Source organism: Actinoplanes sp. NPDC026619 (assembly GCF_040638295.1).
GTDB lineage: Bacteria > Actinomycetota > Actinomycetes > Mycobacteriales > Micromonosporaceae > Actinoplanes.
Window position 1 is genome coordinate 344759 of record NZ_JBEZYA010000005.1, and the last position, 20900, is coordinate 365658.

Annotated in this window: 18 protein-coding genes; 13 read left to right on the forward strand and 5 right to left on the reverse strand. The window is 71.2% G+C overall.

Annotated elements, in window-relative coordinates:
* Positions 1 to 16: 16 nt before the first annotated feature.
* Entirely contained in the window at positions 17 to 904 is an 888-nt protein-coding gene (locus tag AB0E90_RS14600; RefSeq protein ID WP_360404156.1) for an AraC family transcriptional regulator, read from the reverse strand.
* A 177-nt stretch (positions 905 to 1081) separates the two neighbouring features.
* Between AB0E90_RS14600 and AB0E90_RS14605 the strand changes: the two genes are divergently transcribed.
* The 8 genes from AB0E90_RS14605 (at position 1082) to AB0E90_RS14640 (ending at position 12198) form a co-directional block, all read left to right on the forward strand.
* Positions 1082 to 3850 (forward strand): family 78 glycoside hydrolase catalytic domain, encoded by a 2769-nt coding sequence (locus AB0E90_RS14605; protein ID WP_360404159.1) that lies wholly within the window; start codon positions 1082 to 1084, stop codon positions 3848 to 3850.
* Between the two features lie 25 nt (positions 3851 to 3875).
* Positions 3876 to 5192 (forward strand): extracellular solute-binding protein, encoded by a 1317-nt coding sequence (locus AB0E90_RS14610; RefSeq protein WP_360404162.1) that lies wholly within the window; start codon positions 3876 to 3878, stop codon positions 5190 to 5192.
* Positions 5193 to 5194: 2 nt separating this feature from the next.
* Positions 5195 to 6121: a sugar ABC transporter permease gene (locus AB0E90_RS14615; RefSeq protein WP_360404165.1), complete on the forward strand. Its 927-nt coding sequence runs from the start codon at positions 5195 to 5197 to the stop codon at positions 6119 to 6121.
* Entirely contained in the window at positions 6121 to 6945 is an 825-nt protein-coding gene (locus tag AB0E90_RS14620) for a carbohydrate ABC transporter permease (protein ID WP_360404168.1), read from the forward strand. The genes AB0E90_RS14615 and AB0E90_RS14620 overlap by 1 nt, the downstream gene beginning before the upstream one ends.
* Positions 6946 to 7047: 102 nt before the next feature.
* A complete protein-coding gene (locus AB0E90_RS14625; protein ID WP_360404171.1) occupies positions 7048 to 7629 on the forward strand; it encodes a PadR family transcriptional regulator in 582 nt (193 codons plus the stop codon).
* Positions 7626 to 8351: an ABC transporter ATP-binding protein gene (locus AB0E90_RS14630; protein ID WP_360404174.1), complete on the forward strand. Its 726-nt coding sequence runs from the start codon at positions 7626 to 7628 to the stop codon at positions 8349 to 8351. Before AB0E90_RS14625 ends, AB0E90_RS14630 begins: the two co-directional genes overlap by 4 nt.
* Positions 8348 to 10840, forward strand: a complete 2493-nt coding sequence (locus tag AB0E90_RS14635; protein WP_360404177.1) for an FtsX-like permease family protein — start codon at positions 8348 to 8350, stop codon at positions 10838 to 10840. Before AB0E90_RS14630 ends, AB0E90_RS14635 begins: the two co-directional genes overlap by 4 nt.
* A 41-nt stretch (positions 10841 to 10881) precedes the next feature.
* The gene (locus AB0E90_RS14640; RefSeq protein WP_360404180.1) at positions 10882 to 12198 is read left to right on the forward strand and encodes a neutral zinc metallopeptidase; all 1317 of its coding nucleotides are present in this window, start codon (positions 10882 to 10884) and stop codon (positions 12196 to 12198) included.
* Here AB0E90_RS14640 and AB0E90_RS14645 read toward each other — a convergent pair.
* Complete coding sequence (locus AB0E90_RS14645) at positions 12195 to 12980, reverse strand: phosphatase PAP2 family protein (protein WP_360404183.1); 786 nt, start codon at positions 12978 to 12980, stop codon at positions 12195 to 12197. The genes AB0E90_RS14640 and AB0E90_RS14645 overlap by 4 nt on opposite strands.
* Positions 12981 to 13219: 239 nt before the next feature.
* Here AB0E90_RS14645 and AB0E90_RS14650 point away from each other — a divergent pair, with 239 nt between their 5' ends.
* Positions 13220 to 13702, forward strand: a complete 483-nt coding sequence (locus AB0E90_RS14650) for a molybdenum cofactor biosysynthesis protein (RefSeq protein ID WP_360404186.1) — start codon at positions 13220 to 13222, stop codon at positions 13700 to 13702.
* Between the two features lie 82 nt (positions 13703 to 13784).
* Positions 13785 to 13943, forward strand: coding sequence for a hypothetical protein (locus AB0E90_RS14655; RefSeq protein ID WP_360404189.1), 159 nt, complete (start codon positions 13785 to 13787; stop codon positions 13941 to 13943).
* On the opposite strand, the gene AB0E90_RS14660 is transcribed toward AB0E90_RS14655, so the two are convergent.
* Positions 13936 to 14733: an N-formylglutamate amidohydrolase gene (locus AB0E90_RS14660; RefSeq protein WP_360404192.1), complete on the reverse strand. Its 798-nt coding sequence runs from the start codon at positions 14731 to 14733 to the stop codon at positions 13936 to 13938. The two genes, AB0E90_RS14655 and AB0E90_RS14660, sit on opposite strands and share 8 nt — an antisense overlap.
* Before the next feature lie 96 nt (positions 14734 to 14829).
* On the opposite strand from AB0E90_RS14660, the gene AB0E90_RS14665 reads away from it, so the two are divergent.
* Entirely contained in the window at positions 14830 to 15354 is a 525-nt protein-coding gene (locus tag AB0E90_RS14665) for a CHASE3 domain-containing protein (protein ID WP_360404195.1), read from the forward strand.
* On the opposite strand, the gene AB0E90_RS14670 is transcribed toward AB0E90_RS14665, so the two are convergent.
* A complete protein-coding gene (locus tag AB0E90_RS14670; protein ID WP_360404198.1) occupies positions 15331 to 16494 on the reverse strand; it encodes an MFS transporter in 1164 nt (387 codons plus the stop codon). The two genes, AB0E90_RS14665 and AB0E90_RS14670, sit on opposite strands and share 24 nt — an antisense overlap.
* A 156-nt stretch (positions 16495 to 16650) precedes the next feature.
* On the opposite strand from AB0E90_RS14670, the gene AB0E90_RS14675 reads away from it, so the two are divergent.
* Positions 16651 to 18309, forward strand: coding sequence for a methyl-accepting chemotaxis protein (locus tag AB0E90_RS14675; protein WP_360404201.1), 1659 nt, complete (start codon positions 16651 to 16653; stop codon positions 18307 to 18309).
* Positions 18310 to 18325: 16 nt separating this feature from the next.
* A complete protein-coding gene (locus AB0E90_RS14680; RefSeq protein WP_360404204.1) occupies positions 18326 to 19942 on the forward strand; it encodes a methyl-accepting chemotaxis protein in 1617 nt (538 codons plus the stop codon).
* On the opposite strand, the gene AB0E90_RS14685 is transcribed toward AB0E90_RS14680, so the two are convergent.
* Positions 19939 to 20841 (reverse strand): DMT family transporter, encoded by a 903-nt coding sequence (locus tag AB0E90_RS14685; protein ID WP_360404207.1) that lies wholly within the window; start codon positions 20839 to 20841, stop codon positions 19939 to 19941. The genes AB0E90_RS14680 and AB0E90_RS14685 overlap by 4 nt on opposite strands.
* Positions 20842 to 20900 lie beyond the last annotated feature (59 nt).

Here is a 20900-nt window from a genome sequence, read left to right on the forward strand (position 1 = left end):
TATGCCGATACCACCGTCAAGTCGTCTTCAGCGAGTGGGCGAACCGGGCCCGGTAGGTCGACGCGCTCAGACCGTAGTGCGACTTGAAGCGGCGGGCGAAGTAGTTCTGGTCGGGCCAGCCCACCGCCTCGCCGATCCGGTTGATCGGCTGGTCGGTGTGCAGCAGCCGGGTCGCGGCCAGCTCGACGCGGTGACGCGACAGGTACGCCATCGGCGGCAGCCCGGTCGCCCCCTTGAACAGCCGGACCAGGTAACCGGGCGCCAGATGCAGCGCCGCCGCCAGCTCGGTGAGCGTCCAGTGGTAGGCGGGCCGCTCCTCCATCATCCGCATCGCGTCGAGCACGGCCTGGTGGGTGGCGCTCTGCACCTCGGAGCTGCCGGTAACGGACCGGGCCAGGGTGGAGAGGAACAGCATCAGCCGGCCGACGACGTCGCCGCGATGCGTGTCGGTCGGCGCGCCGCGCAGGTCGTGCAGCGCGTCCAGGTGGGTGACGCAGGCGGCGAGCGCCTCGTCGCCGAGGTGGCCGGTGAGGATGCCGCGGCGCTGCTCGGCGTACGGCCCCGTCCAAAGCAGGTGGCCCAGCTGCGGATCCTCCCGGGTCCAGGCCAGCTCGCGGCGCAGCAGCTCGGGCGAGAAGCCGCAGTTGTAGAGATCGAGCCCGCGGCAGTCCTCGTAGCCGTGCCAGACGCCGGGGCGCAGCAGGAGCACGTCGCCGATCCGCAGTTGCTGACGCCCGGCCAGACTGCGCTGCGCGCCCTCCCCGCCCATCACGACCGCGATCTCCACGAAGCTGTGCGTGTGGATCGGGTGGACGTCTTCGTGCAGGTAGTGCCCCGCGAACGCCAGCGTCCCGTCGATGATGTGAACGAGGGTGAGGCGGTTCTCGACGGGGAAGTCGTCCATGCCCCAACCTAAGCCGCAGGTGAATTTTGTGCTAGTGCCGGTGAATCTCGGGCTATTTAGTGGCGTGGGACACACCGCAGGATCGGGTGCAGGCGAAACGCTCTCGCCATCAAGCCGAAACATTGTGACCCCTCTTGTCGCCGCAGTCGTTGAATCGTTTCACCTCGATGGAGTGCCATGCCTGACCTTGCCGCCCCGTCCGCCCTCCGCTTCGAACACCTCCCCGCAGGCCGCCCGGCGCTGGGCATCGGCACCGCCACCCCGCGCCTGTCCTGGCAGGTCACCGCCGCGCCGGACGACTACGACCAGGCGCGCTACGAGCTCGAGATCTCCCGCGGCGACCGGACCGAGACCCACGCCGCCGACTCCGGCGAGCAGATCCTGGTGGCCTGGCCGGTCGAGCCGCTGGCGGCGCGCGAATCCGCGACCGTACGCGTCCGGGTCGGTGACGCCGCCACCTGGAGCGAGTGGAGCGCCCCGGCGCAGGTCGAAGCGGGCCTGCTCGGCCCGGCCGACTGGTCCGCCCGCTTCGTCAGCCCCCGCGAGATCGGTGGTATCGGCGCGCCCGCCCCGATCGTCGCGAGCTCGATCGACCTGCCCGGCGAGGTCGTCAAGGCCCGCCTCTACGCCACCGCGCACGGCCTCTACGTGGCCCGGATCAACGGCGCGCGGGTCGGCGACGAGCAGCTCGCCCCGGGCTGGACCGCCTACGACCACCGGCTGCGCTACCAGACGCACGACGTGACCGCGCTGCTCCGGGCGGGGGCCAACGACGTGGAGCTGCTGCTCGGCAACGGCTGGTTCCGCGGCCGGCTCGGCTTCCAGGACCGGCAGGCCATCTACGGCGACCGCCTGGCCGCCCTGGCGCAGCTGGAGGTCACCCTGACCGACGGCAGCACGCACGTGCTCGGCACCGGCGGCGGGTGGACCGCCCGGGAGAGCACGATCCTCGCCGACCAGATCTACGACGGCCAGCTCACCGACCTGAACCGCCGCGAAAGCGACAAATCGGCGGTAGACATTCTTGATGCCGATCTGTCGATTCTGGTCGCCCCCGACGGCCCACCGGTGCGGATCACCGAGGTGCTCCCGGCGGTCAGCGTGACCACCTCGGCGAGCGGCAAGACCCTCGTCGACTTCGGGCAGAACCTGGTCGGCTGGGTGCGGCTCCACGCAAAAGCCGCAACCGGTCAGGTGACCATCCGGCACGCCGAGGTCCTGGAGGACGGCGAGCTAGGTGTACGCCCGTTGCGCACCGCCAAGGCCACCGACGTCTACGTGCTGAACGGCGAGGCGAAAACCCTGGAACCGGAGCTGACGTTCCACGGCTTCCGCTACGCGGAGGTCACCGGCCTGGACGTAGAACCACAAGACATCGAGGCGGTCGTCGTCGGCTCCGACCTCGAGCGCACCGGCTGGTTCGACAGTGACCACGAGCTGCTCAACAAGTTCCACGACAACGTCGTCTGGGGCATGCGCGGCAACTTCGTCGACGTGCCGACCGACTGCCCGCAGCGCGACGAGCGGCTCGGCTGGACCGGCGACATCCAGGTCTTCTCCCCCACCGCCAGCTTCCTGTTCGACGCGGCCGGCTTCCTGCGCAACTGGCTCGCCGATCTGGCCGCCGAGCAGCAGAAGGACGGCTCCGTGCCGTACGTCATCCCGGACGTGATCCGCCGGCCCGGCCCGGCCACCGCGGCCTGGGGTGACGCGGCCACCATCGTGCCGTGGGTGATCTACCAGCGCACCGGCGACCGGGAGGTGCTGGAACGGCAACTGCCGAGCATGCGCGGCTGGGTCGACAAAATGGCCGCCCTGGCCGGTGACAACAACCTCTGGTCGGGCGGCTTCCAGTTCGGCGACTGGCTCGACCCGACCGCGCCGCCCGAGGACCCGTTCCGGGCCAAGGCCGACCCCGATGTCATCGCCACCGCGCATCTGGCCCGCTCGGCCGAGGTGGTCGCGCTGGCCGCGGCGGTCGTCGGCGACACGGAGACCGCCGAGACCTACGCGACCCTGAGCACGCGGGTGCGGGACGCGTTCGCCCGCGAGTACGTGACGGCCGGCGGGCGGGTGCTCAGCGACGCCGCCACCACGTACGCGCTCGCCCTGCAGTGGGCTCTTCTGCCGGATGAGCGGCAGCGCAGGCAGGCCGGCGACCGGCTGGCCGACCTGGTCCGCGGGGCCGGGTTCCGGATCAGCACCGGCTTCGTCGGCACCCCGCTGATGACCGACGCGCTGACCGACGCCGGCCACCCCGACCTGGCCTTCCGGCTGCTCCTGCAGACCGGCTGCCCGTCCTGGCTCTACCCGGTGACGATGGGCGCCACCACGGTCTGGGAACGCTGGGACAGCATGCTCCCGGACGGCAGCATCAACCCGGGCGAGATGACCTCGTTCAACCACTACGCGCTCGGCGCGGTCGCCGACTGGCTGCACCGCCGGGTGGCCGGCCTCGCCCCCGGCACGCCCGGTTACCGGGTGCTCGAGGTGCGGCCACTGCCCGGCCGGGAGCTGACCCGGGCCTCGGCCCGCCACCTGACCCCCTACGGCGGGGCCTCGGTGGCCTGGGCACGCGACGGCGGCGACCTCCGGCTCGACGTCACGGTGCCGGTGGGAGCGACCGCGCTGGTCACCCTGCCCGGTGAAGATCAGCCGATCGAGGTACGCCATGGACAGCACCAGTGGACCGTTCCCGACCCGTACGCGCAAATCGCGCAAGCGCCCGCCGAGCCGAGCATCCGGCAGTTGATGGACCACCAGCCCAGCTGGGATCGCATCGTCTCGGCCGCGACCGAGGCGGGCGTAGCGGCCGGCGAGGCCGCGCTGGCCGACCGGCTCAAGCCTTATCTCGACGCGCCGGCGACGCAGCTCGTCGACGCCGCGACCGGCGAGGGATTCGTCCCGGGCGCCGACCGCTTCCGCACGCTCCTGGAAAACGCATAATCCCTCTCTCCCCTCGGAGGAAACGATGAGAACACGGCACATAGCCCTGGCCCTGCTCGCCACCGTCCCGATGGCTCTCACCGCGTGCAGCGCGGGAAGCCTCGGCAGCAGCGACGACAAGGGCGGCGACGGCAAGGTCAGCCTGTCCTTCCTGGTCGACAACGGGTCGGAGACCGTGAAGATCGGCACTCAGCTGGTCAAGGACTTCACGGCCAAGAACCCGAACATCACGATCAAGATCGAGACCCGGCCGCAGGGTACGGACGGCGACAACCTGATCAAGACGCGGCTCTCGACCGGGGACATGAGCGACGTGTTCATGTACAACTCGGGCTCGCTGTTCCAGGCGATCGCGCCGGAGAAGAACCTGGTGGCGCTGGGCGACACGGAGAACATCGGGAACCTGGACAAGAACTTCACCACGACGGTCACCGCGAACAGCAAGATCTACGGCGTACCTTGGGGCGGCTTCATGGGTGGCGCGATCCTCTACAACAAGGACGTGTACACCAAGCTCGGGCTGCAGATCCCCAAGACCTGGGACGACTTCATGGCCAACAACGCGAAGATCAAGGCCGGCGGGGTGGATCCGGTCATCCAGACGTACGGCGAGACCTGGACCTCGCAGCTGTTCATCCTCGGCGACTACGCCAACGTGAACAGCGCCGACCCGCAGTGGGCCGACAAGTACACGAAGAACCAGGCGAAGTACGCGACCACCCCGGCCGCGCAGGCCGGCTTCCAGCACCTGCAGCAGGTGCACGACGCCGGGTACCAGAACAAGGACTTCGCCTCGGCCAAGCTCGCCGACGGCCTGCGCTACCTGGCCCAGGGCAAGGGTGCGCAGTACCCGATCCTGTCGGCCATGGTCAGCCAGATGATCGCCGACAACCCGGGCAGCGAGAACAAGGTCGGACTGTTCGCGATCCCCGGAACCGACGCGGCGCAGAACAAGCTGACCGTGTGGAGTCCCAACGGCGTCTACCTCGCGAACACCGCCACCGGCGCCAAGCTCGACGCGGCCAAGAAGTTCCTCGCCTACATCGCCAGCCCCGACGGCTGCGCCTCACAGACCGCCGCCTCCACCCCCACCGGCCCGTACGCGGTGAAGGGCTGCACGGTCGGCGACAGCGTGCCGCAGGCGGTCAAGGACATGCAGGCCTACATCGACGGCGGGAACTCCAGCCTTGCCCTCGAGTTCCTCTCCCCGGTCAAGGGCCCGGCGCTCGAGCAGATCTGCGTCGAGGTCGGCTCCGGCATCCGCAAGGCCGACGCCGGCGCCAAGCTCTACGACGAGGACGTGAAGAAGCAGGCCCAGCAACTCGGACTGTCGGGCTGGTAATCGTGGCCCTCACGACCGTAAGCCGGTCCGCCCGTCCTCGCCTCGCAGGCGACGGCGAGGCGGGCCGGGTCCGGGCCCACAGCCCGTACTCCAGCTGGTTCTATCTCCCGGCCGCCGTGATCTACGGCGTGCTCTTCATCGTGCCGACGCTGATCGCCTTCTACTTCAGCCTCACCCGGTGGAGCATCTTCGACTCGAAATTCATCGGCTTCGACAACTACAAGACGTTCTTCCAGGAGCCCGGCCTGGTCAGCAGCCTGTGGCACACGCTGATCTACGCGGTGCTGACGTCCGGCCTGAAGGTCGTCCTCGGCCTCGGGCTGGCCGTCCTGCTGACCTCGCAGATCGTCGGCCGGGGTTTCCTGCGCTCGGTCGTGTTCTTCCCGGTGCTGGTGTCGACGATCGGGGTCGGGCTCACCTTCACGATCCTGATGAACCCCGAGCGCGGCCTGATCAACCAGTCCCTCGGCCTGATCGGCATCAGCGGGCCGGGCTGGCTGACCGATCCGTCCCTCGCCCTGATCTCGGTCGCCCTCGTCGACGTCTGGAAGGGCGTGGGCCTCGCCACCCTGATCTACATCGCCGGGATCGTCTCCATCCCGACCGAGTACTTCGAGGCCGCCCGCGTCGACGGCGCCGGGGCCTGGGACAACTTCCGGCACATCGTGATGCCGCTGGCCCGCCCGGCCACCGTCACGGTGATCATCCTGTCGCTGATCGGCGGCCTGCGGTCGTTCGACCTGATCTGGGCGATGACCCGCGGCGGTCCCGGCTTCACCTCCGACGTCATCGCGTCGGTGATCTACAAGCAATATCAGGCCGGCTTCTACGGGCTGTCCACCGCCGGGAACGTGGTGCTGTTCGTCGTGGTCACGGCGATCGTCCTGCCTTTGTCGCGGTTCCTCAACCGCAAGGAGGTCGAGCTCTGATGCCGCGCAAGAACGTCTTTTTGAGTACCGCGGCGATCGTGGTCGCCATCGTGGTGTTCGTGGTGCCGTTCGCGTTCATCGTGCTCACCGCCATGAAGACGCGGCAGGAGGCGTCGCTGCTCGACTTCAGCTGGCCCACCCAGTTCCGCTTCGTGCAGAACTTCATCGACGTGGTCCAGGCCCGCGACTACATGCTGATCATCGCGTTCATCAACAGCACCATCCTCACCGTCGCCAGCGTGACCCTGATGGTGGTGTTCGGCGCGATGGTCGCGTTCGTGCTGCAACGCAAGCGCAGCCGCTGGAACGGCCTGATCAACACGTTCGTGCTGGCCGGCCTGATCATCCCGCCGGCGGTCGTGCCGACCATCTGGGTGCTGCAGAAGATCGGCCTGTTCCGCACCATGCCCGGCCTGATCCTGGTCGAGATCGCCTTCGGCCTGGCCTTCGTCATCCTGCTGTTCCGGGCGTTCATCGGCACCATCCCGCGCGAACTCGACGAGGCCGCGGTGATCGACGGCGCCGGCCCGGCCCGGTTGTTCTTCCGGGTCATCCTGCCCCTGCTCAAGCCGGTCATCGTGACGTCGGTGGTGGTCCAGTCGGTGGCCGTCTTCAACGACTTCACCAACCCGCTCTATTTCCTGCCCGGCGACCAGAACGCCACCGTGCAGCTGACCCTGTTCAACTTCTCCAGTCAGTACTCCACCCAGAACAACCTGCTGTTCATGAACATCCTGCTGATCACCATCCCGCCGCTGATCATGTTCCTGTTCTTCAACCGGCAGATCGTCGCCGGCATGACGTCGGGCGCCGTCAAGGGGTGACGCCGGCCGGATCGCCGCCGGTCGGGCGGCGCTCCGGCCGTCATGGACGTCCGCCTGTATACCCGGTATGCTACCGAGCATTCCAACGGGTAGGGGGACGGCATGAGCATCCGGCACGCGATGCTGGCGCTGCTGAGCGAGGGCCCGAAATACGGCCTTCAGCTGCGCGAGGAGTTCGAGGCACGCACCGGCGAGGTGTGGCCGCTCAACGTCGGCCAGGTCTACACCACCCTCCAGCGGCTGGAGCGCGACCACCTGGTCGAGTCCGACGACGAGGCCGACCCCGGCCCGCAGAAGAGCTTCCGGATCACCGCCGGCGGCGCCGAGGAGCTGGCCGGCTGGCTGCACACGCCACCCGACCTGGCGTCGCCACCACGCGACGAACTGATCATCAAGATCCTTGTCGCCGTACGCCTTCCCGGCGCCGACGTCCACGAGATCATCCAGACCCACCGGCGCCACCTCGTCGAGCTGATGCAGCAGTGGACCCGGCTCAAGGACGAGGAGGGCGACCTCGACCTCGGCCTGGCCCTGGTCGTCGACGCCGAGCTCTACCGGCTGGACTCGGTCGTGCGCTGGCTGGACACCGCCGACGGCCGGCTCAAACGGGCCGCGGCCGAGCCACCGGCCCCCGCCCGCGAGGCCGCCCCGCAGATCCGCCGCCGGGCCGGAGCACGCCGATGACCCCCGTGCTGGAGTTGACCGGCGTGTCCAAGACCTATCTGGACGGCGCCGACGAGGTGCACGCGCTGCGCGAGGTCGACCTGACCGTCGAGCCGGGCCGGATGGTGGCCGTGATGGGCCCGAGCGGCTCGGGCAAGAGCACCCTGCTCACCATCGCCGGCGCCCTCGAGACCCCGACCACGGGCGGGGTGCGGGTCGCCGGGCAGCCGCTCACGGCGATGTCCCGCGACGACCGGGCCCGGCTGCGGCGGCGCGCCATCGGCTACGTCTTCCAGGACTTCAACCTGCTGCCCGGGCTCACCGCCGCGGAAAACGTGGCGCTGCCCCTCGAGTTGGACGGCCAGCCCGCCGGCAAGGCGCGCGCTGCCGGTCTGCGCGCGCTGGCCGAGCTCGGCCTGACCGACCGCGCGTCCCGCTTCCCCGACCAGCTCTCCGGCGGCGAACGGCAGCGGGTGGCGATCGCCCGGGCCGTCGTCGGGGACCGCCGGCTGCTGCTGGCCGACGAGCCCACCGGCGCCCTCGACTCGGCGAGCGGCGAGGCGGTGATGCGCCTGATCCTGGCCGCCTGCAAGAGCGGGGTCGGCGCGGTCGTGGTGACCCACGACGCCCAGCTCGCGTCCTGGGCCGACCGGGTCGTGTTCATCCGCGACGGCCGCCTGATCGACCACACCGCCCCGCGGCCCGGCCCGGAATCCCTGCTGCCCGGCCCGGCGACCCGATGAGCGTCACGGTCCACGAACGGCCGCCGGTGCTCGGCGCCGGCGGCCACGGCGGGATGCCGGCCCGGCGCGCCGTGCTGCGCTGGGCCTGGCGGATGTTCCGGCGCGAGTGGCGCCAGCAGTCGATCGTGCTGGCCCTGCTGCTGCTCACGGTGGCCGCCACCACCCTCGGTCTGGGCATCGGCGCCAACGCCCCGTCCGACGCTTCCGTCTTCGGCACCGCCAACTATGTGCTCACCGTCTCTTCCGCCGGTCCTCCTACGGGCGGGCCTGCCACGGGCGCCGCCACCGGCGACCGGCTCGGCGGCACTCTCGACGCGCTGCGCAGCTCGTTCGGCACCACCGACGTGATCCGGCACGGGCCCAAGATCCCCTTCCCCGGCTCGGCGACCGGCTTCGACCTGCGCGACCAGGACCCGGCCGGGCCGTACGGACGGCCGATGCTGCGGCTGGACCAGGGCCGATGGCCGCAGGGCCCGGACGAGATCGCCGTCACCGACCGGGTGGCCGCCGCCCTCGGTCTGGGTGTCGGCGGCGGCTGGGACCTGGACGGCCGGCGACGCGCCGTGACCGCCCTGGTCGAGAACCCGCTCGACCTGCACGACGAGTTCGCCCTCGTCGCGCCCGGTCAGATCGCCGCCCCGGACCATGCCGACGTGCTCGTGCGGGCGTCCGCCGACGAGGTCCTCGGGGCGGGCCGACCGGCCGGCGTCTCGGTCCAGGAGCGCTTCGGCGACGGCAACACCGCCAGCGTGCTGGTCCTGATGTTCGCGACGGTCGGCCTGGTGTTCGCCGGTCTGATGGCCGCGGCCGGCTTCACCGTGCTGGGCCGGCGCCGGCTGCGCGCGATCGGCATGCTGGGCGCGATCGGCGCGAGCCATCGGCACGTCCGCCTGGTGCTGCTGGCCGACGGCCTGATCGTCGGCAGTGTCGGCGCGGCCGCCGGCGCGGCCGTGGGCGTGGCCGGCTGGATCGCGTTCAGCCCCCGGCTCGAGGAATCGCTCGCCCATCGCGTCGACCGATACCAATTGCCCTGGACCGCCCTGGTCACCGCCGTCGTGCTGGCCACCGTGACCGCCGTCGCCGCCGCCTGGTGGCCGGCCCGCGCCGCCGCCCGCACCCCGGTGGTCGCCGCCCTTTCCGCGCGGCCGGCGCCACCGCACCCGGCCCACCGGTTCGCAGCGCTCGGCGCCGTCCTCCTGATCGCCGGCCTGACCTGCCTCTACCTGTCCGAGCACACGAACAAGTTCCTCATCCTGGGCGGCATCCTCGGCACCGCGGCCGCGCTGATGCTGCTCGCCCCGGTTGCCGTCGCCGCCCTCGGCCGGGTGGCGGCCCGTCTGCCGCTGGCGGCCCGGCTGGCGTTGCGCGACCTGGCCCGCTACCGCTCCCGATCGGGCGCGGCCCTGGCCGCCATCGGGCTGGCCATCGGCATCGCCGCCGTGGTGTCCCTGAGCGCCGCCGTCACGGTGGCCAAGGTGACCGCGCCCAGCGGCGGCAACGTGCCCGCCGACCAGATCATCATCTGGCTGGACGCTGAGCGGATGAACGGGACGATCCCGGTCCTGTCCGCGGACCAGCTGGCCGACCGGCGCGCCCGGGCCGGCGCTATCGCCGGCGAACTGCACGCCACGTCGGTGCTGACGCTGACCGGCGCCGCCTCGGCCGACACGCCGCTCGACCACGGCGGCCGCCCGGTGGTCGCGCTGGGCAAGCCGACCGCCGCACCCGGCCGGCCGGGCATGACCGCCTACCGTGACGACGAATCGATCCCGGTGTACGTCGCCACGCCCGAACTGCTCGCCCACTACGGCATCGCGGCCACCACCGCCGACCTTCTCACGCCACGCGCGAGCATCGACGGATATGACCTGATCCGCCGCCGCGGCGCCTGGCAGCCCACCCTGCAACACGTATCGCTGCCGGACTACACGTCCGCGCCGAACGTGCTGCTCAGCACGGAGGGCATGGCCCGCCTGGGACTCACTGCCATGCCGGTCGGCTGGCTCGTCCAGGCGCCGGGCGCCCTCACCCAGGCGCAGGTGGACCGGGCGCAGCAGGCCGCGGCGGCCGCCGGGTTCGCCGTCGAATCCCGGCCGACCGGGGCGGACCAGGCCCGGCTCGCCGCCCAGCTGACCGCGGCCGGCATCGCGGTCGCCCTCGGCGTGCTCGCGATGACCGTCGGCCTGATCCGCAGCGAGACCGCCCGCGACCTGCGCACCCTGGCCGCGGCCGGGGCCCGGCGGCGCACCCGCCGCGGGCTCACCGCCGCCACCGCCGGGGCCCTCGCCCTGGGCGGGGCGATCATCGGCACCGCCTGCGCGTACCTGGCGCTGCTGGCCTGGTTCTGGCGGGAGGCGCACTGGCTGGCCCACCCACCGGTGTTCGAGCTGATCGCGATCCTGGCCGGGCTGCCAGTCGTCGCCTACGCCGGCGGCTGGCTGCTGGCCGGCCGCGAGCCCGGGATGATCGCCCGGCAACCGTTGGACTGACAGGGGTGGTGCCGGTTGCGCCGATTGGGTACTCCTGAGACATGCGGGCTCTCCGGATCGGGCTGGTCGTGGCGGCGTTGGTGACGGCCGGGTGCGGGCTGTCCCCGTCCCGTGCTCCAGAGAATGACGAACCCACTCAAAGTGGAGCGTCCGACGTGGTGACCACATCGCTCACGGACGTCGAGCGGTTCTGGAAGGACGCGTTCCCCCAGGTCGCCGGTGGGAAGGCGTTCCAGGCGATCAAGGGCGGCTTCCACCCGTACACCGAGACCGTCGCGCCGCCCGACTGCGGCGGGCAGCCGTTCGAATATCAGCCCAACGCGTTCTACTGCCCCGACGGCGATTTCATCGCCTGGGACGCCCAGCAGCTCATCCCGCAACTGCAGGAGGCTTTCGGGCCGTTGCTGGTCGGGGTGGTGATGGCGCATGAGTACGGGCATGCCATCCAGACCCGGATCGGCGACACCGACCAGCCGACCGTGGTGCTCGAACAGCAGGCCGACTGCTTCGCCGGGGCGTGGCTCGCCGACGTGCAGGCCGGCCACTCGACGGCGTTCAAGAAGCCGGACGCCGCCCAGGTCGACAACACCGTCGCCGGCATCCTGATGCTGCGCGACCAGCCCGGCACCCCGGCCCTGGCCGAGGGGGCGCACGGCAACGCGTTCGACCGGGTGCGGGCGCTGCAGGAGGGCGTGCAGCAAGGCCCGGCCAAGTGCGCCGGCTACTCCGAGGGCAATCTGCAGGTCACCGAGGTGCCGTTCAGCACCGAGGAGGAGGCTGCCACCGGCGGCGACCTGCCCTACGACCAGGCGGTCAACCTGCTCGCCGAGGACGCCCAGGACTTCTGGACCCGCACCTTCCGCGAGCTGCCCGGCGGCGGCGCGTGGCAGCAACTGCCGGTGCAGGCGTTCGCGGACGGCTCCCCGCCGGACTGCGACGACCCCGACAAGCAGGCCGGTGGCGCCGCGTTCTACTGCCCGGCCGGCGACTTCGCCGCCTTCGACAACACCGACCTCGGGCCGCGCCTCTACCGCCAGATCGGCGACTTCGCGGTCGGCATGCTGCTCGGCGACCTGTTCGCCCGCGCCGCCCAGGACCGCCGCGGCGCCTCGACCGCCGACAAGGCCGGCCAGCTGACCGTCGACTGCCTGGCCGGCGCCTGGACCAACGACATGCTGACCCGCGACTCGGAATCGAGCAACAAGGGCGTCCGCCTCTCCCCCGGCGACCTGGACGAGGCGGTGACGGCCCTGCTGGCCTTCGGCCGCCAGGGCGACAGCGCCGGCGCCGCATCGGCCTTCGACCGCATCGCCGCGTACCGCAAAGGGGTGCTCGAAGGCCTGGGCGTCTGCGTCTAGCCTTCGCTGACGCGGGGTTGGGGGATGGCCGGGGCGGGGGCCGTCGTGCGGAAGTTCAGCAGGGCGCCGACCAGGCCGAGCAGGGCGGCGGCGACGACGGCGTCCAGCCAGTAGTGGTTGCCGGTCACGACGACCACCAGCAGGGTGATCGTGGGGTGGATCAGCCAGAGCCAGCGCCAGCGGCCCCGGGTCGCGCCGATCATCGCGATCGCGATCGCCAGGGCCCAGCCGAAGTGCAGGGACGGCATCGCGGCGTACTGGTTGGTGAGGCTGTCGGTGGACGGCGAGCCGTAGACGGCCGGGCCGAGCAGGCGGCCGGTGTCGACCATACCGATCGCGGACAGCATGCGCGGCGGGGCGAGCGGCATCAGCAGGTGCACGACCAGGGCGGTGGCGGTCAGCCAGGCGAGCAGCCGGCGGGTGGGCTTGTAGCGGTCGCGGCGCCAGATGTAGAGATAGATCAGGCAGGCTGCGGTGGCCGGGAAATGGACGTACGCGTAATAGCAGTTCATGGTTTTGATCAGCCATTGCTGGCCGAGCAGAGCGTGCTGGAAACCGTACTCGCTGGGCAGATGCAGAAGCCGCTCGAGACTCCACACCTGATTCGCGTTGGCGAGCGCCTCACCGACATGACCGGAGGCAGCGATCCGGCCCACCTTGTACGCCATGAACAGCACCAGGACCAGCAGGATCTCCCGCGCCGCCCGCTTGGCCTCGGCCCGCCGCCGCTCGGCTTTGGCCAGCTTGACGACCTCGGGCGCTCGCTCCTGCAGCAGGCTCATCCCGCGTCTCCCCCCGGTCACGGCCGCGTGATTCGCAGACATCGTGTGGTGCCCTCGCCCACCGTCCGCGCTGTCGATCGGAATCGGTGACCGGCCTGCGATCTTCGCAGACCCGCGCCACCCCGCGGTATGACCCCCTTCACCTGCGATCCGCGCGTCGTTCACCAGCACCCGGACGAATGACGCCTATCGTCCGAACCGGTCATAGCGCCGCGATTTTTGGCCGCTAGGATCGCCCGGTGCCGGAGATCGCCGAACTGCTCGCGTCGCCGATTCACCGCTTCGAGGGACGCCCATCGGAGGGCCCGGCGCCGGCGCCGGCGAGCGAGCTGGTTTCCGCCGTGCGGATACGGGCCGGCCTGGGCATAGTCGGCGACCGATACTTCGGCGAACCGGCCCACCGGGACGCGAGCGTGACGGTGATCGCCCGCGAATCCCTGCCGCCGGGAGTCGGTCTGGTGGCGGTCCGCCGCAACATTCTGGTGTCCGGCATCCCGGTCGACGATCTGGTCGGCGAGGTTCTGACCCTCGACTCCGGCGACGGCCCGATCCGGCTTCAGGTGAACCGGCGCGCGCATCCGTGCGCCTGGATGGACGTGACGGTCGGCCCCGGCGCCTGGAAGGCCCTGCGCGGAAAGGGCGGCATCCGCTGCACTCCGCTGGACGACGGCGTCCTCCGGGTCGGCCCGGTCACGGCGGGCGTGTTTGGATCTCCGGCATGACCTCCGACGCGCCCGGCTGGGACGCGATCGACGACCCGGAGCTGGGCACGATCGGCACCTCGACGGCGACGGGACGCGGGTCGTGCTGCGGCCCGGCGCGGCTTACGCGGCCCGGCCGGACGGCGGCGCCGTGCTGGAGATCAGCCTGCCGGCCGAGGCCGTCGCGGCCCTGCCCGACGCGTTCGCGCCGGGCACGCACACGATTCCCGGGACCGACCGGCTGGTGATCGAGGTCAGCTGACCGGGTCGGCGTCGATCAGGGTGGTCAGGGCGGCGGCCAGGCGGTCGAGGCCGTCGTGGAAGGGTCCGCCGGGTTCGGTCATGTAGCCGTCCCGGCGGATCTCCACCATCAGGGATGTGACGCGCGGGTCGGCGTGCCAGCGGTCGGCCGGGACGTAGCAACCCGCGAACGGCGTGTTCAGAGCGACCTCGCCGAAGGCCGCGACCTCGCCGAAGGCCGCGGTGGCGGCGGCCAGCAGGGACGGCGGGGTGTGGAAGTCGTCGGTGCCCAGGCAGACCGGTGGGCGCGGGTCGGTGCCGTGCAGCTCGTACGGGAGGGCCACGGTCGGATAGGAGTGCACATCGACGATCACCGCCCGGCCGGTGGCGTCGATGCGGTCGGCGACCAGGGTGGACAGTGCGGTCGCGTACGGATGGTAGTGCGCCTGGAGTGCGGCTTCCGCGCGTACGCCATCGTCGTCACGCAGCTTTCGGCCCGCGAAGCCGTGCGTATAGACGGCGCCCATCCCGGCCTGAAGCATCTCCTCGGCGTCGCCGAGGAAGCGTTCCGGGTCGACCACCAGGCGTGACCAGCGGTTCTCGAAGATCCACGGCCGGCGAGCAGCGGACAGCGCGGCCCGCGACGCGAGCACGTCGGTGTAGGCGTCGGTGAGGTTGTCCAGCTCGTCGGTCAGCTCGTCGTCGGTGATCAGCAGGCCGTCGCGGGCCTCGGGGGTGACCGCGCGGGAGGCGTGCGGGACGTGCAGGATCACCGGCGAGGTGGCGTCCCCGGGCCGTACGTCGAAGACCATGCGACGAGGTTAACTCTGACCGCTCAGCCGATCTGAGCGCCTGCCGAATAGGCCGATAAGCCGGATTGTCGACGGCGGGGGCCGACGGATAGGCACGTGGAGCACACCTATCTGGTGCTGTGCCGGATCGCCGACGTCAGCGTCGCGCTCAAGGATGCCGAAACCGGGCAGCGCGGCTTTCTGATCACGGGCGAGGACAGTTATCTGGCGCCGTACACGGCGGCCCAGACCAACGTGGCCACCGCTCAGCAGACGCTGCGCACGCTGACCGCGGACAACGCGGCCCAGCAGGCGCGGCTGGACGAGCTGGCGCCGCTGATCGAGTCGAAGTTCGCGGAGCTGAAGGAGACCATCGACCTGCGTGCCGGGTCCGGTGGTTTCGCGGCCGATCGGGCCGGCCAGCTGTCCCAGGTCAGCGCGCAGATGGAAGCTGAGGCCACCGAGGTCGCCCAGCAGGCGGCCGCGGCCTCCACCACCTCCGAGGAGGTCAGCACCGGAGTGCAGTCGATCGCGGCCGGGGCCGAGCAGATGGCAGACCGCCCGGACCACCCAGACCGCGGCCGGCGAACTGTCCGACCTGGCCGCGATCTCAATGCGCTAGTCCGCGGCTTCCGCCACTGACGGCTTGAGCACCACCGCGCCCAAGGCCGCGGCCAGCACATGGCAGAAAGCGATCCCGGCGAGGACGGCCGGGGCGCCGAGGCCGGCGCACGCTCCGGCGAGGGCCGCGCCGGCCGCGCCCGCGGCGCTCTTCACGCCGGCGCCGACGGTGAAGACCTGGGTGTGCAGCGCGGGCGGCGCCGCCCGGTCGCGGACTACCAGCAGGGAGCAGAGCAGCAGTCCGTTGCACACCCCGGCGAGGGCGAAGGCCGGCAGATTCACCGCCGGCACGTGCGGGAAGAGAGCGGCGACGGCGAACGGTACGGCGATGGACGACACCAGCAGCAGTACGGCGTTCTCCGGCGCCCACCGGGGCAGCGGGACCCGGACGTAGAGCAGTGAGCCGGCGAGCAGACCGGCCGCCGAGACGGACAGGACGATGCCGGTCATGGCCTCGCCGGCGAGCAGTGCGGCAGCGATCGGGAGCGCGCTCATGCCGAGGAACCCGAGGCTGCTGGCGACGGTGGCCGAGCCGAGCGCCGGGCTCCGCACAAAGACCTGCACGACGCCGCCCAGGGCGATCTTCGAGGTGGCGGCGGCTCGGCGTCCGAGCGGGAGCGACCAGACCAGCAGCGATGCCGACGCCGCCGCCCCGGCAAGGCAGAGGACCGCGACCCGGGCGGTGAAGACGCCGGTCAGGACCGCGGTGAGGGCCGGCCCGAGGATGCCGGCTACGCCGTACAGAGTGGAGTCGAGCCCGTAGGCGCTGCGCAGCCGGGTCGGGGCCAGATCGGCGAGCATGCCGGTCAGGCCGCCGGCGAGGAACGGGCCGGCGCATCCCGCGGTGAGGGCGGCCAGCACCGCGACCACGGCGGGCAGGCGGCCCGCGGTCAGCGCGGCCAGCGCCAGCGCTACCGCGTACAGCACCAACATGAGGCTGCCGAAGGCCTTGCGGTGGGTGACGGTGTCGGCGAGGGCGCCGACCACCGGCGCGGCGACCACGTGCGGGATCATCAGCGCGGCCACCAGCAGGCCACCGTAGCCAGGGCTGCCGGCCGTCTCGATGGCGAGCAGGATCAGGCCGGCGCGGGCGCCCTCGTCGGCCAGCCGCGCCGAGGTGGCGAGCACCGAGTACCGGGCCAGGTTCCACCGCTCGTGCACGCTGCCGGTGATACCCCGTCGAAGCGCTTCGACACTCGCTCGCGCCGGATGCTACTCATGCCCGCCGTACCAAGTAATGATTTTTTCGATTTGTCCTTTGGATGATGATCCGGACCTAAAGTGAATCGCGTTCGGCTCGGAGCTCAGGGGGACGCCATGCCCAACCAGGGTGATTCACCCATCACCGTGCAGCGCAACGTCTTCGAGTCCCTTCTCGGCGACCGCAGCCTCACGATCAAGACCGTTATCGCGGCGGCCTGCGTCGCGGTGGTGGCGCTGCTGGTGGCGATCCTGTCGATCAACCGGATGTCGACGCTCAACGCCAACCTGCGGGACATGAAGACCGACCACGTCGACACCCTGCAGCAGGTCGCCAACGTGCGCGGCGAGCTGGGCATCATGTACCGCGGCATGCTGATCTACTACGTCGCCAGCGGCACCGCGGCGGAGAAGGCCGCCGGCCAGAAGTCGGGTCGCGCCATCATCTCCGGCGCCGACACCGCCCTGGACGCGGCGCTCACCCGGTACGACCAGCTCACCGAGGGCTCCACCGAGCGGCAGGACAGTCTGGCCAAGTTCGTCGAATCGATGAAGTACTACCGGGCCCTGCGCGACACGGTGCTGTTCGGCGAACCGTTGGCGGCCGGGTACACGATGCCGGCGGCCGCCCAGATCCTGCCCGAGTTCAACAAGGCCGAGGGCTCAATGGGCGAGGCCGTGACCACGATGCAGCAGGTCGAGGACACCCTGTCGAACGAGATGCTGGCCAAGGGCACCGCCGCCTACAACCGGGCCCGGATGATCACGCTGATCGCCCTGCTCGCCGGCTTCTTCCTCGCCGCCGTCATCTGCGTGCTGGTCATCCGCCTGATCCGCAACCAGCTGACCACCGTCTCCAGCGCCCTGGAGGCGGTGGCGGGCGGCGACCTCACCATCGCCGCCGAGGTCCGTTCCCGCGACGAGCTCGGCGCCATGGCCGCCGCGGTGAACCGGGCCCGGGAGGGCTTGCGCACCTCGGTTCTCGCGCTGACCCACGGCGCCGACACCCTCGGCTCCGGCACCCAGCGGCTGACCGGCATCACCAACCGCCTCGCCGAGCAGGCCCGGGAGGCCGCCGACCAGGCCGCGGTGGTCGCCAACGGCGCCGGTGACGTCTCCTCGAGCGTGCAGTCGGCCGCGGCCGGCAGCGACCAGATGGGCGCGTCGATCCGGGAGATCGCCGAGAACGCCAACAACGCCGCCCAGGTCGCGTCGAGCGCGGTCGGCGTCGCGCAGAGCACCAACGACACCGTCGCCAAGCTCGGCACCTCGTCCGAGGAGATCGGCAACGTGGTCAAGGTGATCACCCAGATCGCCGAGCAGACCAACCTGCTCGCCCTCAACGCCACCATCGAGGCCGCCCGCGCGGGCGAGGCCGGCAAGGGCTTCGCCGTCGTCGCCACCGAGGTCAAGGACCTGGCCCAGGAGACCGCGAAGGCCACCGAGGACATCTCCCGGCGGGTCGAGGCGATCCAGGCCGACACCAGCAGCGCCGTCTCGGCCATCGCCGAGATCTCCCGGATCATCTCGGAGATCAACGACTACCAGGTCACGATCGCCTCCGCGGTCGAGGAGCAGACCGCCACCACCAACGAGATGAGCCGCAGCATCGGCGACGCCGCCCACGGCAGCTCCAACATCGCCGGCAACATCAACGTCGTCGCCGAGGCCGTGCAGGCGCAGACCGGCGCGCTGCACGAGGCCGACCAGTCGGTGAGCGAGCTGAGCCAGGTCGCCGACGAACTGCGCGGAGTCGTCGCCCGCTTCCGCGTCTAGAGTCGAGGGACCGTCGATGCGCCTGTTCGGGAACATCAAGATCGGGATGCGGCTGGCCGGTGCGTTCACCGGCGTCTGCGTCTGCATGGTCGTCGCGCTCGGCGTCGCCTACTGGGGCCAGAACGAGTCCAAGGCCGCGACCGCCCGGCTCGGCACCGCCACGTCGCTGCGCAAGGCAGCGCTCGACGCGAAGTTCCAGGCCGCGGATTTCAACGGCTGGCAGAACGCGTACGCCTACGACGTGCAACGCGGCCTCGAAAACGCCACCGAGGACACCGCCGGCTCGCGCAAGAGCTTCCTGGCCTCGACCGCCACGTTCTCCGACGAGCTCAAGGCCCTCGCCACCGAGAGCCTCACCGCCGACGAGCAGACCGCCCTCACCGACGCGTCCGGCACCTTCACCAAATACATGGCCGTCGACGACGAGATCATCGCCGCATTCCGCACCGGCACCGCGGCCGGGCTCGCCAAGGCGGGCGGCCTGGTCACCGGCAACTCCAACGACTACATGACCACCATCGCGACCCACATCGACAAGCTCGGCGACCTCACCGCCGCCGCGGCCACCGGCGCCATGAACGACGCGAACTCGTCGGCCGCCACCTCGCGACGGCTCATGCTGATCGCCGGGGCGCTGAGCCTCGGCCTGGCCGCGCTGCTCGCCGCCCTGGTCACCCGCAGCATCACCCAGCCGCTCGGCCGGACCGTGGCCACGCTGCGCGCGGTCGCCGCCAAGGACCTCACCGTCCACGCGCCGTCCGAGGGCCGCGACGAGCTCGGCACCATGGGCCGGGCCGTCAACACCACCCTCGACGTGCTGCTCGACGCGTTCAACCGGATCGGCGACCACAGCCGTACGCTCGCCGGCGCCTCGCACGAGCTGACCATGGCGTCCGGCCGGATCGCTGAGGCGGCCGGCCACGCCTCCGGCCAGTCCGACCGGGTCGCCTCGGCCGCCGAGGAGGTCTCCCGCAGTGTGCAGACCGTCGCGGCCGGCACCGAGGAGATGAACGCCGCCATCCGGGAGATCGCCGACAGCGCCGGCCTGGCCGCCTCGGTCGCCGCGACCGGCGTCGACAGCGCCCGCGAGGCCGGCGAGACGATCAGCCAGCTGGGCCGCTCCAGCGCCGAGATCGGCGAGGTGATCAAGCTGATCACCTCGATCGCCGAGCAGACCAACCTGCTCGCCCTGAACGCGACCATCGAGGCGGCCCGCGCCGGTGAGCAGGGCAAGGGCTTCGCCGTGGTCGCCTCCGAGGTCAAGGACCTGGCCCAGGAGACGGCCAAGGCCACCGAGGACATCTCCCGCCGGGTCGAGGCGATCCAGCACGACACCACCGCGGCGATCGGCGCCATCGACCGGATCACCGGCATCATCGGGCAGGTCAACGAGCACTCGACGACGATCGCCGCGGCCGTGGAGGAGCAGACCGCGACGACCGCCGAGATGGGCCGCAACATCACCGAGGCCGCCACCGGAGCCGGCGAGATCGCCGAAGGCGTGTCCGGGGTGGCGAGCTCGGCGCAGATCACCACCGAGGGCGTGGCCGAGGCCCAGCAGACCGCCGAGAACCTCGAGGCGATGTCCCGCGAGCTGCAGGAGATCGTCGACCAGTTCCAGACCGCCGCCTAACCTCGCAGGCCTTCCAGCACCAGCGCGGTCAGCAGCAGCCCGGCGCCGGCCAGACCCGCCGGGCCGAGCCGGTCACCCAGGATCAGCACCGACAGCACGGTGCCGACCAGCGGTTCGAGCAGGGACATCAGGGCGGCGGTGCCGGCCTGGGCGGTGCGCAGACCCCGGAAGTACGCCGCCCAGGCGATCGCCGTCGGGCCGGCCCCGAACAGCAGCAGCAAGCCCAGCGCTCTCAGGTCCGGGGCGAACCCGAGCCCACCTCCGCCGGCCGCGACCGGAATGAGAACGACGGCGCCGAGGGTGAACGCGAATCCCGTCGACGCCATCTCGTCGAGGCCCGGCACCGGCCGGCTGGCGATCACCGTCAGCACGGCGAATCCGCCTGCGGCGAGCAGCGCAAACCCGGCGCCGGCCAGCAAGGTTGTCAGGTCCAGCCCATTTGCCGGTACGCCGATGAGCAGCGTCAGGCCGACGACCGCGAGGGCGACCGTCACCAGCGCCCGACGGTCGGCCCGGCGGCGGCCCAGCGCGCTTTCCGCCGCCAGCACCAGCACCGGCGACGCGCCGATCGTGATCAGGGTGGCGAGGCTGACCGACACCCTCGACACCGCGGCGAAGTAGCAGGCCTGGAACTGGGCGGCGAGCAACCCGAGTGTCACGACCCGGGTGATCTGCGCCCGGCCGCGCGGGAGCCTCCGCCCGGTGCATAGGACAAACGCGACAAGGAGAAAGCCACCGACGGCGAGGCGGTACGCGGCGATGGCCGGCGAGGTCAGTCCGGTGTGCCGGGCGAGCAGGCTGCCGGTGAGTCCGCCGGCGCCCCACAGGCTGCCGGCGAGGACGAGGAACCAGATTCCGGTGCCGGTTTTCCGGCTTTTTTCGAGGATCAGAGTGGTCACGTGCGGTGCTCCTGCTTCAGCGAGATCCGATGGGGTCGCAGAAGCGGGCCGGGCTCAGA

Coding starts and splice junctions, on each gene's coding strand:
- AB0E90_RS14600 (WP_360404156.1), bottom strand. CDS start 904: ATGGACGACTTCCCCGTCGAGAACCGCCTCACCCTCGTTCACATCATC.
- AB0E90_RS14605 (WP_360404159.1), top strand. CDS start 1,082: ATGCCTGACCTTGCCGCCCCGTCCGCCCTCCGCTTCGAACACCTCCCC.
- AB0E90_RS14610 (WP_360404162.1), top strand. CDS start 3,876: ATGAGAACACGGCACATAGCCCTGGCCCTGCTCGCCACCGTCCCGATG.
- AB0E90_RS14620 (WP_360404168.1), top strand. CDS start 6,121: ATGCCGCGCAAGAACGTCTTTTTGAGTACCGCGGCGATCGTGGTCGCC.
- AB0E90_RS14625 (WP_360404171.1), top strand. CDS start 7,048: ATGAGCATCCGGCACGCGATGCTGGCGCTGCTGAGCGAGGGCCCGAAA.
- AB0E90_RS14630 (WP_360404174.1), top strand. CDS start 7,626: ATGACCCCCGTGCTGGAGTTGACCGGCGTGTCCAAGACCTATCTGGAC.
- AB0E90_RS14635 (WP_360404177.1), top strand. CDS start 8,348: ATGAGCGTCACGGTCCACGAACGGCCGCCGGTGCTCGGCGCCGGCGGC.
- AB0E90_RS14640 (WP_360404180.1), top strand. CDS start 10,882: ATGCGGGCTCTCCGGATCGGGCTGGTCGTGGCGGCGTTGGTGACGGCC.
- AB0E90_RS14645 (WP_360404183.1), bottom strand. CDS start 12,980: ATGAGCCTGCTGCAGGAGCGAGCGCCCGAGGTCGTCAAGCTGGCCAAA.
- AB0E90_RS14660 (WP_360404192.1), bottom strand. CDS start 14,733: ATGGTCTTCGACGTACGGCCCGGGGACGCCACCTCGCCGGTGATCCTG.
- AB0E90_RS14675 (WP_360404201.1), top strand. CDS start 16,651: ATGCCCAACCAGGGTGATTCACCCATCACCGTGCAGCGCAACGTCTTC.
- AB0E90_RS14680 (WP_360404204.1), top strand. CDS start 18,326: ATGCGCCTGTTCGGGAACATCAAGATCGGGATGCGGCTGGCCGGTGCG.